We start from the raw sequence: 12,107 nt of genomic DNA on the forward strand, positions 1-12,107 counted from the left end.
TTATCAGCTAAAATACACGCATATTTTTTGATTGTTAATTTCCTGAATAGACATATCCATGCCATATACCTGTTTGAGTGTCAACGTGGTAATAATCTCATTGACCGTTCCCTGTGCTTCAATTTTGCCGTCTTTTAGGGCCACAATATAATCGGAATACACAGAAGCAAAATTGATATCATGGATGACAATCAGAACCGTTTTACCGAGTTCATCTGCAAGGCGGCGCAGCACTTTCATAATTTGAACAGAGTGCTTCATATCCAAATTGTTCAGCGGTTCGTCTAATAGAATATACTCGGTATCCTGAGCGATGGTCATCGCGATAAACGCCCGCTGCTTTTGCCCGCCGGACAACTGGTCTAAGTAGCGGTCCTGCAGTTCCTCGAGCTCCATGTAACGAAGCGCTTCGTCAATGTGAACGTGGTCTTCTTTTGTTAATTTCCCTTGTGAGTAAGGGAAACGCCCGAAGGCAACAAGGTCACGGACCGACAAACGCAGGTTTAGATGATTAGACTGCTTTAAAATAGCCATTTTTTTGGCTAAATCTCTGCTTTTTGTTTCGTTTACTTTTTGCCCGTCGATCAGCACTTCACCAGTATCCGCACTCATCAAGCGGCTGATAATGGATAAAAGCGTACTTTTCCCGGCACCGTTCGGACCAATAAACGATGTGATTTTTCCCTTTTGAATATTGACTGACACATCATCAACAACTGCTTTTAATCCGTATGATTTCGAGATAGACTGCACTTCTACCATTATTTTTTACTCTCCCTTAACAATAAGTATATAAAGTAAATGCCGCCGACAAAGTTAATGATCACGCTAAGCTGCGTAGAAAAAGTAAACACATGTTCAACGATCATTTGACCGCCGGCAAGTGCCGCAATCGACACAAGTATCGAAGCAAAAATAAGAACGGAATGTTTATAGGTTTTAAACATTTCATAGGCCACATTCACAACGAGCAGTCCAAGAAACGTAATCGGACCAACCAGCGCCGTAGCAACGGAAATAAGAACAGCAATAATAACAAGCAGCCGTTTGACCGTGTAATCGTACTCAACTCCAAGGTTAATCGCTGTTTCTTTTCCGAGTGAAAGAACATCAAGATACTTAAAAAATTTCATTAAATACAGCAGCATAGCGGCAGTAATCACGGCTGCCATCATCAAAACCTCTGTCTGGACATTGTTAAAGCTCGCAAACATCCGGTCTTGAATAATCTGAAATTCATTTGGATCAATCAATACCTGCATAAATGAGGTAAAGCTGCCGAAAAACGTACCGAAAATAAGGCCAAGCAGAAGCAAGAAGTAAATGCTCTGCCCTTCTCTGCGAAAAAGCAGCCGGTACAGCACAAGTGCAAACAGTACCATAAAGCCGATCGAAATCGCAAAGTTCACCTGCTTGTTCATGACTGTCAGGCTGGTCGAGCCAAGGAAAAACACAAGCGTTGTCTGCACAAGCATATACAAGGAGTCAAGCCCGATAATGCTTGGCGTTAAGATCCGGTTGTTCGTTACCGTTTGAAACAGCAGTGTAGCGACTGCAATAACTGTTCCTGTCAGCACAATCGCTGCAATTTTTTCTGCCCGCCTTGGCAGAGCATAGTCCCAATTAGGTCCAAGCTCAATAAACATATAGCCGGCTATCGAAGCTGCCGCCAGCACAATTAGTATGATCAGTTTGCCCTTTTCACGCATAATCCCGTCTCCTCATCAGCAAGTAAATAAAAATCCCGCTCCCAATAACGCCAACCGTTAAACCGATTGGAATTTCATATGGGAAAATGATGATTCGCCCGAGAATATCGCAGAACAAAATGAATACGGCTCCTAAAAGCGCGGTATCAAACAAGCTGTTTTTTAAATTGTCCCCCCGGTAAATCGACACAATATTCGGAACAACGAGACCAAGAAACGGAATAAGCCCGACTGTCAGCACAACGAGTGTGGTTGACAGCGCCACAATAACGAGCCCGACGTTTACAGCCTGCTTATAATTCAAGCCGAGATTTTTTGCAAAATCCTCTCCCATTCCGGCGATCGTAAACCGGTCGGCGAAGAAGTAAGCAATCACAACAAGCGGAATACTTATGTACAGCATTTCATAGCGCCCGGCTGTAATCATGGAAAAGTCTCCCTGCAGCCAAGCTGACATGTTTTGAATCAAATCGTGCTTATACGCAAAAAATGTTGTGATGGAACTGATAATATTTCCGAACATAAGCCCGACAAGTGGAATAAAAATAGGATCTTTCATTTTAATCCGGTCAAGGATCTTCATAAATAGAAACGTGCCGGCAAGAGAAAATAAAAACGCGATAACCATTTTTTCAAATGGACCAGCCGACGTAAAGACAATCAGCGCAATAAGGATACCAAATCGGGCGGAATCCATCGTTCCTGCCGTAGTTGGCGAAACAAATTTATTGCGGCTCAGCTGCTGCATAATAAAGCCGCTGATACTGAGCGTTACTCCGGCAATTAAAATACTGATCAGCCGTGGAACCCGGCTCTGCCAAAAAATCTGCGTCTGGTGATCGCTAAATCGAAACAAATCCAACGGCGAAATAGTGGTAACGCCGATAAACAGTGAAGCAAAAGATAATAAAATAAGCAATAATACTAAGTAACGTTTTTTCATTCATTTGCCCTACCCTTTATATTGCTGTCAGGCAGTTAGTGATAGAGAGATTCATTCTCAATTGAAGTGAAAGATAAAAGCCGATTGGAAACCGGCATCCTTTCTACGACAAATTGCGTCGGATACGATCCAGCGTGCGCAGGCACTGTTCAAATTCAGCCGGATCAATTCCGTTTGATGCATCTTGTATGGTTTGAAAAGCGATCGCTGTATAATCGTCCTTCATCCGCTTGCTTTCTTCCGTTAAAAAAACAAGATTTACCCGTTTATCCGTCGGATGCGGACGCCGTTCAACGAGCCCATTTCGTTCCATATTTGCAACAAGACGCGACACACTTGGCTCATCCCGTTCATTTAACACAGCAAGAGATTGCTGCGTTTGACCGTCCCTTTCAAACAAGCGGCTTAACAATTGCCATTGTTCATGGGTAATCGGATAGCCATTGGATCGAAAATGCTGATTCAACCTGTTCGTCATCAGACGCGAGCTTTGAAACAGCTTATATCCGAGTGAATCATCCAGCTTATACATAGCTCTTCACCTCTAACAGCTTATCTCCATCATTGTAATAGAAATAACTTGTCTGTGCAAGTATATGTCGTATTAAACGGATGCGGGCAATGATGCTTCTACAAACGTTTCATTTTTAAAATCCAGGATGTAATCCGGTTTTTCCTGTTTTGTGCGGTGGCCGGCAATGTGAATCGGACTTTTCTTCCACCCTTTATAGGCTTCTTCTGATTCCCACTGGATCGCTACAATCACTTTTTCATCTTCTTTGCTGCGTGAACGGACCCAAATTTTTTTATCGATAAAGCCATCCATTTCCGCCATGGCATTTTTCCCTTGAAAGTTCTCAACGACTAAGTGGGATGTGCCCGGTTTTACCGTAATGGTTTTCATTTCAACAAACATATTTTACCTCCTTTTTACCAAAATGAAATTGTTTTTTTACTCTATCATTATATTGATAATGATTTTCAGTGTCAACGAGAAGTTTACTAAATGAATTGTTTTCCCGTTTGGCAGATTTTCCTTTATCATGAAACAAGAAAGAAAAAAGGAGCTGCTTCCATGAAAAAACAATCGTTTGCAATTCAATTCTGGAAACCGATTCTTATTCTTTGGCTGATTGCGGCGGCTGTTTTTGGATTCTTTGCTGCTAAGCTTCCTGCCAAGCTTGAAGGAGACGGTTTTCGGACAGATGGTGACTATGAAGTGGTTCAGCAGGAGCTGCATGATACATTTCATTTTCCAGAACAGACCCTGCTTGTTTTATTTGAAAAGAGGAATCATGAATCCTCTAAGGCCTTTCAAACAAACATTAGCTCTGTCTTAGATGAAATTGACCAGACTGTATCGCCATCTGCCATCGATTCACCTCTTGAAAAAAAAGAATGGCTGAAAGAGGACATCGCTTATGCCGCTATTCATTTTGATGATCCGTCAAAGCCAATGGATCCTGTGATTGATGACGTGCGGGCTATTTTGGCAAAAGAAGACGGCATCTCGCTGACAGGCGGACCTGTTATCTCAAAAGATATTAATCAAGCGAGCCAGGATGACTTAAAACGAGCCGAACTGATTGGACTGCCTGTAGCGCTTATCGTGCTCCTGCTTGCTCTTGGAACCGTGGTCGCTTCAATTCTTCCGCTTGTGATTGGCGGAATGACGATTATTGTCGGCTTCGGGATTTTATCCTTTATAGCCGACTCAGTTGATTTGGCTATTTTCATTTTAAACATCGCTCCAATGCTTGGACTGGCACTGTCGATTGACTTTTCACTTTTGTTTATTAATCGTTATAAAGAAGAGCGCTCCCGTGGCCGGTCGGTGGATGAAGCAATCCGGATTACACAAGCAAAAGCCGGCCACTCCATTCTTTTTTCCGCTTTATGCGTATTTATCGGACTTGGCTCAGTGCTGCTGATCGACATTGATATTTTTAAAAATGTGGCCATTGGCGGCATGACTGTTATTGCGGTCGCGGTGATCGCGTCCATGACACTGCTTCCGGCGCTTCTAAAGCTTCTTGGCAGCCGTATTTACAAAGGACGGATTTTGCGCGTCTCCGGAAACTCTGCCAGCCGGTGGCGCTTATTTGCCCGATTCGTGATGAAGCACCCTGTTTTAGTCGCGCTGCTTGCTCTTTTTCTGCTCGGCACAGCGGTGATTCCAGTGAAAAACATGCACCTGGCCATTCCAGCAGCAGATTCATTGCCGCCTACGTTCGAATCCCGCACGGCTTACGATAAAATTGAAGAGAACTTCATGAAAGATACGGCTTCAACGGTGTATGCAGTCGCTGAACGAAAAAACGGCTGGCTTGATGAAGACGGATTAACGGTTATGAAAGAACTGGAACAGAAATTAAAGCGGAGCGAAACCATGAGCGGTGTAGAAACCTTGTTTTCCATAAGCGGCCAGCGTGATCCGGCTGTACTTGCGGCTTCCCTTGAAAATCCGCAAACAGCCGCAAAGCTTGAGCCGGCAATTGAAGGCTTTATTCAGGGAGACAAGCTCTTGCTTCCCATTTCTCTTAACGCAGAAGCCGCCTCTGACGAAGCTCAGACAGTGGTTCGGAACTGGAGCGAAGACGACTGGCCAGTAAAGATTACATTTGGCGGCCAGCCTAAATTTAACCAGGAGCTGTATGATGAAATTTTTGATAAAGCAGCCCCTGTGCTGGCGGTTATCTTGATTTCTACCTTTTTTATTTTAATGATCGCGTTCCGGTCGGTTCTGATTCCGCTCAAAGCGATTATCATGAATGTTCTCAGCCTTGCTGCTACGTTTGGCATTCTTGTCTGGCTGTTTCAAGGAGGGCAGCTTGGAATGGAACCGGCTTCTGTTTCTCTTATTCTGCCGGTGCTCGTTTTCAGTCTCGTGTTTGGCTTAAGCATGGACTATGAAGTGTTTCTCATCTCCCGCATTCGTGAATTTTATATGGACACATATGACAATGCATATGCGACTGTAGAAGGGCTTGCAAGCACAAGTAAAATTATTACTTCCGCTGCTGCCATTATGATCGCCATTACCGGCGCTTTTGCTTTTACCGGCGTTGTGCCAGTAAAACAAATTGGAATCGGTATTGCGATTGCCATTGCGATCGATGCGACGATTGTGCGCCTGCTGCTTGTGCCCAGCTTAATGAAACTGCTTGGCGCAGCCAACTGGTGGATGCCGTTTCAAAAAAAATCAAAAAAGCAGTCTTCTTAAACAGAAGACTGCTTTTTGCGAGCCTGCATTCAGCTATGAAATATCGAGCCGGCGACGATTTCATCAGCGCTCTTTTGCAATAGCTCTTCTACTTTAAATGGGCCGGATCGCTCTGAAAAAGACTGGACAATATGATAGCCGATACAATACCCAATCCACTTGGGAAGGCGGCGATCTTTTTTTCCATATAAAAAATCATGCTGTAGTTCTTTATCTGTACTCTCCAACGCAGAAACAAACGTTTTTTTCCATAGTTTCATTGCCGTTTCAAGTGAATACAGACCTACCCAGGGAGCGAGCTGCTTTTCCCCATACAGTTCTTTTACCGCAAACTCAGCTATTCCTTCTAAAACAAGGGCCTCTTTTAAACGCAAAGAATGATCCTCTTTTTTGAAATGATCTAACCAGCATACATGATTGTACTCATGTGCCAGCAGGGCTTTTACCTCTTCTCTTGGTAAATCAGGTGTCAAAAACAAAAAAATAACTTTCCCGACAGCAGCTCCATTTTTCTTAGGGATAGACGCTTTGCCTCTCCAGCGTGCTTTTCGTATCGGAAAAAGAACAATATGTGCTTCAGGTCCATTCCACTTTTGCTGCAGCTCTTTGTATTCCTGTGCCGCCAGCTCCCACATACGACTTTTATCCATTTCCTCCACAGTGTTCCATGTTTTTTCCCATTCGGATGGATCAAACAATCCGGCGGCAAGCAGGTGATAGTGAAGTTCCTCTGGGCTGAACGCTGGAAAAAAAGAGACCAGCGGGGCACACAGCGTCTCACATTGAATAAAATACACTTCCTTTTTTCCTTTTCTTTCACACTCTCTTATAAACTCATCCAGCCATGCTCTACTGTTTAATACCGGCATGATGCTGCCTCCTTTTTCACTGCCTTTCTTATATATATATGAATAAGTTTATTTTGGAGCAGCCGTACTGTTTTTATAGAAAAAAGTATGTTTCATAGACTTTTCGTTTATCCATCTCTTTTTTTCCTGCATAAACTATGAAACAAAGAAAGGAGGAATATCATGTCTCGAGCACACTTTTATCATCTTTGCTCACAGCACACAGGAAAAAAAGTGAAAATTACCTGCCGTGATGGCAAAGTTCATACAGGAAGAATTACCCGCGTAACGAGAGACCATGTTTGGATTCGTCCTGCCGGCTTTTTAGGAGGGTTTGGCTACGGATTTTATGGCTGGTATGGCTACGGATACGGCTATCCGGTTGCCCTGGCGGCTATTGCCGGTTTTGCCCTCGCATCTGCCTTTTTCTTATGGTGAAAAAATAAAAAAACGGTCATCTTATATAAGATGACCGTTTTTAAAAGCGGGTTAGCCGGTAACAAAGGACTTGAATTTTTCATAATCTTTTCGATGACATTCAACCGTCAGCTTTGTTCCATTCTCTTCATATTCTGTTTCGAGCACAGCCGCGTGCTCATTAAAGTACGATACGACTTCCCCTTCGTCGAATGGGATAAGCAGGGTGCAGCGGACATAGTCTTTAAACAAGTACTCTTTCAGCTTATTCGTCAGCTCGCTGATACCGGCTCTTTCTTTGGCGGATATATATACCGAATCACCGGCTGTCTGCGGGTATTCGATACCGGCCCGGTCTGCTTTATTGTATACATAGACGACCGGCATGTTTTCTGCCCCAATATCTGCGAGCGTTTTTTCCGTAATATCTATCATTGTTTCAAACTGCGGGCTTGATACATCAATGACATGAACAAGCACATCGGCAAATGCCGCTTCCTCCAGTGTTGAGCGAAACGCTTTTACAAGATGGTGCGGCAGCTTGTTTACAAATCCGACCGTATCAGCGAGCAAAAACTCTTTTTTATCCGGAAGCTCAATGCTGCGCACAGATGTATCCAGCGTAGCAAAAAGCATGTCTTTCTCAAAAACCTCTCCCCCGTCTCCGCCGTACGTTCCGAGCATTGCGTTCATAACAGTTGACTTGCCGGCATTTGTATAGCCGACAAGCGCAGCAACAGGCAGGTTATTTTTTTGGCGCTGTCTGCGCTGTACAGTCCGCTGCTCCGAAATTTTCGCCAGTTCTTTGCGTAAATAAGAAATTTTCGATTCAATTTTCCGGCGGTCAAGCTCGAGCTTCGTTTCCCCGGCACCACGGTTCTTAAAGCCTGAGCCGCCCCCCTGACGCCCAAGTGCCACATACGTGCCGACCAGGCGCGGCAGCATATACTGAAGACGGGCCATCTCCACCTGGAGCTGTGCTTCTTTCGTTTTGGCGCGCCGGCCGAAGATGTCTAAAATAAGCATGGTTCGGTCGATTACTTCGCAATCAAGCTCTTTTTCGAGATTTCGAATTTGCGATGGCGACAGCTCACTGTCAAAAATCACGACATCTGCTTCCATCTGTTCGACAAGATGCTGCAGCTCTTCTACTTTTCCCGTTCCCATATACAGAGCGGGATGTGTACGAGGCAGATTTTGCGTCAGCTCCCCCTTTACTTCAATGCCGCACGCTTCGGCCAGATTTTTGAGCTCTTCCATTGAGTACAGAAAATCTCCCTCGCTATCCGTATTTACACCCGCTGTAATGCCCTTGAGTTGTTCGGTTTTTGTTTCGTTCATAGGGACCTCCGTTCTGAAAAAACCGCAGACATCGGCCTGCGGTTCGGTTTCGTGCTGTTAGTTTACCACGCCCGCGTCTTTTAAATCAAACGCTGTGAACGCTTATTTCCATATAAAAAAGCGGGGTATGCACCCCGCTTACAAAAAGACGAAATAAATGACCGCTGCCAGAATGATACGATAAATGGCAAACGGAGTTAATTTGATACGGTTAATTAATTTCAAGAAGAACTTAATGGAAATTAAAGCGAAAATAAAAGCACTGATAAAACCGACCGCATAAAAAGGAAGATCGGAGCTTGAAATATACTCAAGGTTTTTCAACAGTGAAATAGAGCTGGCCCCGGCCATAATCGGCACGGCCATAATAAACGTAAAATCCGCTGCAGCACGATAGCTCATGCCAACAAGAACCCCGCCGGAAATGGTAGATCCAGAACGTGAAAAACCGGGAAGCAGAACAGAAAGACATTGGAAAATACCAACAAGAAATGCCTGCTTATACGTTATTTGATCAACAGTCTCAGCTATATTAGCCGTCTGCTTTCTGCCCCTGTAAAGGTCTGCAATCATCATCAGGACAGCACCAGCCACAAGTCCGATCAACACAGTCTCGGTTGTAAACAAATACTTATCAATCGTATCTTCAAACAAAACACCTAAAACCCCGGCCGGAACCAATCCAACAAGCACCTGGCCAAGACGAAGCCGATTTTCTTTGCCGCGTGTTTCTTTGTTTAAGCCAAGCAAATCAATAAACCGCTGCCTGAATACAACAACCACCGCTAAAATAGAACCAAGCTGGATGACAACCTTGAACGTATTAGCTGCATATTTTCCCAAAAATTCTTTAGAGTGAAGCCACATATCATCGACAATAATCATATGCCCTGTTGAAGAAACCGGGGCAAATTCGGTCATTCCTTCTACAAGCCCGAGAATAACCGCTTTTAATAGAGTGATAAAATCCATTCCTATTCTCCTTTGTCAGATTTCCACTCTCTAAAGTAGCATACTTTTCACTATACGCCAATTGATTACTGTTTAGACTTCCATTCTGCCAGAATCTTGAGAGCCGCTTCTTTACTTAAATGAATACCTCCGCTGAATGAACGGCAGTCAGGCGATGCAGCGCCCGTTATATAACACATTTGCGTTTCCTCCACCTGCTGCTCTGTGTATTTCTCAATCGTAATTTCATCCTGCTGTCCTATTATCCGTACCCGGTCTTCCGGAGAAATACCCAGTTCCTTCCGCACCGATTTGGGCAGAACCACCCGCCCCTGCGCATCCATAATTCGCTTTGATTTCACCGCAATCATGCATTTCACCTCTTTTAGTAAGATAAGACTACTATTTCAGCCTTCCTTTTTTTAGTCAAAACAAGATAAATAAGGAAAAAGACAGAAAAAATGCTTCTCACAAGATCCTATTACCTAATTGACTAGCTTTAAAATAAATCTTATAGCATGTTTTCTACGGGAATTAGGTCCAAAGATCTAAACAAACCGAATGTAGAATGTAAATTTGTCATTTTTACAATTAATGTTAAAAAAAGATGGTTTTAGATGATACAAAAGCTTCTATGTATATTTTGCTTTGAGAAAAGGAGAACAAAATGAACGCCTTATGAAAACTGAGTTTTAGAATTTTAACAGCGGCTTTATCAGCTCTTCTTGTTTCCTATATCCCTATTTTTTCAACTCTAATTTACGGATGTAGAGAAAATGCTTGAACAGCTTAACGATTTTTCTCAATCCTCCGCCGGTCAAAAGAAACCAGATCACAATAATATAAAACAAAAAACGCCTTGCGAACAAGGCGTTTTTTCTTATCAGAACAATTAAGCGAGATGGGTTTTGAACCACTGTGCTGCTGCCCGCACTTCTGTAGCTGTCAGCATATGGCCATTCATTTCCCAGTGAACGTCTGTTTCTGCGCCGGCACCAGCCAGCAGCGCCGCTAAATCATCTGTTTCTTTTGCCGGACAAATAGGATCGTTTTTTCCAGCTGTAATAAAAACAGGGGTGCCTGTTAAATCCGGAAGTTCAATCCCTCTTCTCGGCACCATTGGATGATGAAGGATCGCACCTTTTAAAGAATCTTTCAAATGAAATAATAGACTTGCAGCAATGTTTGCACCATTCGAGTAGCCGATCGCCACTACTTTATTCCGGTTAAACCCGTAGTCGCGTGCCGCCTGGGCTAAAAATTCATTTAATTCATTTGTGCGGAACACTAAATCTTCCTCATCAAATACTCCTTCTGCCAGCCGTCTGAAAAAGCGCGGCATACCATTTTCAAGCACATTTCCCCGCACGCTCAATACAGATGCATCCGGATCAATACTGTCAGCGAGCGGCAGCAGGTCATGCTCGGTGCCTCCTGTTCCATGTAAGAGAAGCAGGACACGGTCGTTTGATCCTTTTTGAAATACATGTTTCATGGCGCTTCCACCTTTTCTGTTTTTATTATCTCGAATTAAAGATAATAGTACAGGAGGAAGAGAAGTGCGTCAATTCCTTTTCCCTTAATACGCAGCCGCCAGAGCCATTTCACGTTCCAGCTGCTCCCGGCAGTTGACGACGTCGCCAATGACAATCACAGCCGGATTGCCTATTTCCTGCTTCTGCGTTTCTTCTGCAATACGGCATAGCGGTGCTGTTACAACGCGCTGTGCATTTGTCGTGCCCTGCTCAATCACCGCGGCCATCATTGCCCCATTGCGCCCATGGTGAATGAGCTGCTTCGTAATATGATCCAAGTGTTTCATGCCCATATAAATCACAAGCGTGTCTACAGACGTGGCAAGCTTCGACCAATCTGTTTCCCCTTTGCCTTCCATTTGATGCCCGGTGACAATGGCGAATGAATTGCCATATTCCCGGTGTGTGACGGGAATATTTGCATAAGCCGGTGCAGCAATGCCCGCTGTAATACCCGGAATAATTTCAACCGGGATGCCAAAACTTCTCGCATAAGCAGCTTCTTCGCCGCCGCGTCCGAACACAAACGGATCACCGCCTTTTAAACGCACCACACTTTTTCCGTCAGAAGCGAACTTTACCATCAGCCGATTAATACGGTCCTGAGTCATCACATGATTGCCTGGAAACTTTCCGCAGAAGACGCGGACAGCTGATGGTTTTGACTCCTTCAACAGCTCTTTGTTTACAAGCCGGTCATATAAAATAACATCGGCCGTTTGAATGGCTTTTAATGCTTTAACGGTAATGAGTTCCGGATCGCCCGGCCCTGCTCCTACAATCGATACACCCATCTTCGTCCGCCTCCCCCTTTAAATAAATAAGTATACGTCGTCGTCTTCAATAACGGCTTTATAAGTGGACACACAGCCCACATCCGGCGCCTGCACTTTCCCATCAGTTGTGCAAATTTTCCAGTCATGCATCGGGCAGAAAACGTGCTCGCCGCTGACAATCCCTTCTGCGAGCACCCCGCCTTTATGCGGGCAGCGATTTTCAATCGCTCTGACCGTGCCATTTCCAAGTTTAAACACAGCCAGTTCCACCTCTCCCACCCGGACGGTTTTTCCCATTTTCTCCGGCAAATCCGCAATGGATGCGATCCGCACCTTCTCCAATGTTTTTTCCATGTTCACAGCC

General features: G+C 44.3%; 14 protein-coding genes. 2 read left to right on the forward strand and 12 right to left on the reverse strand.

The features are described from left to right. Positions 1–3 precede the first annotated feature (3 nt). The 5 genes from M3221_RS02645 to M3221_RS02665 form a co-directional block, all read right to left on the reverse strand. Positions 4–762: an iron ABC transporter ATP-binding protein gene (locus M3221_RS02645; RefSeq protein ID WP_251269993.1), complete on the reverse strand. Its 759-nt coding sequence runs from the start codon at positions 760–762 to the stop codon at positions 4–6. Next, entirely contained in the window at positions 762–1,709 is a 948-nt protein-coding gene (locus M3221_RS02650) for an iron chelate uptake ABC transporter family permease subunit (RefSeq protein ID WP_251269994.1), read from the reverse strand. Before M3221_RS02650 ends, M3221_RS02645 begins: the two co-directional genes overlap by 1 nt. Further along, a complete protein-coding gene (locus M3221_RS02655) occupies positions 1,702–2,652 on the reverse strand; it encodes an ABC transporter permease (RefSeq protein ID WP_242231811.1) in 951 nt (316 codons plus the stop codon). Before M3221_RS02655 ends, M3221_RS02650 begins: the two co-directional genes overlap by 8 nt. Positions 2,653–2,755: 103 nt before the next feature. Beyond that, complete coding sequence (locus tag M3221_RS02660; protein ID WP_242231812.1) at positions 2,756–3,184, reverse strand: MarR family winged helix-turn-helix transcriptional regulator; 429 nt, start codon at positions 3,182–3,184, stop codon at positions 2,756–2,758. 72 nt (positions 3,185–3,256) lie between these two features. Beyond that, positions 3,257–3,568, reverse strand: a complete 312-nt coding sequence (locus M3221_RS02665; RefSeq protein ID WP_251269995.1) for an antibiotic biosynthesis monooxygenase family protein — start codon at positions 3,566–3,568, stop codon at positions 3,257–3,259. Positions 3,569–3,727: 159 nt separating this feature from the next. Between M3221_RS02665 and M3221_RS02670 the strand changes: the two genes are divergently transcribed. Then, positions 3,728–5,875 (forward strand): MMPL family transporter, encoded by a 2,148-nt coding sequence (locus M3221_RS02670; protein WP_251269996.1) that lies wholly within the window; start codon positions 3,728–3,730, stop codon positions 5,873–5,875. A 29-nt stretch (positions 5,876–5,904) separates the two neighbouring features. On the opposite strand, the gene M3221_RS02675 is transcribed toward M3221_RS02670, so the two are convergent. Next, positions 5,905–6,744 (reverse strand): DUF2268 domain-containing putative Zn-dependent protease, encoded by an 840-nt coding sequence (locus M3221_RS02675; protein WP_251269997.1) that lies wholly within the window; start codon positions 6,742–6,744, stop codon positions 5,905–5,907. A gap of 162 nt (positions 6,745–6,906) precedes the next feature. On the opposite strand from M3221_RS02675, the gene M3221_RS02680 reads away from it, so the two are divergent. Further along, positions 6,907–7,161 carry a S1 domain-containing protein gene (locus M3221_RS02680; protein WP_242231816.1) on the forward strand — a complete coding sequence of 85 codons (255 nt, stop codon included), beginning with the start codon at positions 6,907–6,909 and terminating at the stop codon, positions 7,159–7,161. A 51-nt stretch (positions 7,162–7,212) separates the two neighbouring features. On the opposite strand, the gene hflX is transcribed toward M3221_RS02680, so the two are convergent. The 6 genes from hflX to nirD all read right to left on the reverse strand — a co-directional run bounded on the left by hflX (position 7,213) and on the right by nirD (position 12,097). Then, a complete protein-coding gene (gene hflX, locus M3221_RS02685) occupies positions 7,213–8,481 on the reverse strand; it encodes a GTPase HflX (RefSeq protein ID WP_251269998.1) in 1,269 nt (422 codons plus the stop codon). 138 nt (positions 8,482–8,619) lie between these two features. Further along, on the reverse strand, positions 8,620–9,453 hold the full coding sequence (locus M3221_RS02690) for an undecaprenyl-diphosphate phosphatase (protein ID WP_251269999.1): 834 nt from the start codon (positions 9,451–9,453) through the stop codon (positions 8,620–8,622). Between the two features lie 65 nt (positions 9,454–9,518). Then, positions 9,519–9,803 carry an AbrB/MazE/SpoVT family DNA-binding domain-containing protein gene (locus M3221_RS02695; RefSeq protein WP_251270000.1) on the reverse strand — a complete coding sequence of 95 codons (285 nt, stop codon included), beginning with the start codon at positions 9,801–9,803 and terminating at the stop codon, positions 9,519–9,521. A gap of 521 nt (positions 9,804–10,324) precedes the next feature. After that, entirely contained in the window at positions 10,325–10,927 is a 603-nt protein-coding gene (locus M3221_RS02700; RefSeq protein WP_251270001.1) for an alpha/beta hydrolase, read from the reverse strand. Positions 10,928–11,011: 84 nt separating this feature from the next. Next, positions 11,012–11,761, reverse strand: a complete 750-nt coding sequence (cobA, locus tag M3221_RS02705) for a uroporphyrinogen-III C-methyltransferase (RefSeq protein WP_251270002.1) — start codon at positions 11,759–11,761, stop codon at positions 11,012–11,014. Positions 11,762–11,779: 18 nt separating this feature from the next. After that, positions 11,780–12,097 (reverse strand): nitrite reductase small subunit NirD, encoded by a 318-nt coding sequence (gene nirD, locus M3221_RS02710; protein ID WP_251270003.1) that lies wholly within the window; start codon positions 12,095–12,097, stop codon positions 11,780–11,782. Between the last annotated feature and the right edge of the window lie 10 nt (positions 12,098–12,107).

Origin of the sequence: Domibacillus indicus (assembly GCF_023715895.1) — a bacterium.
GTDB classification, from domain to species: domain Bacteria; phylum Bacillota; class Bacilli; order Bacillales; family Domibacillaceae; genus Domibacillus; species Domibacillus indicus_A.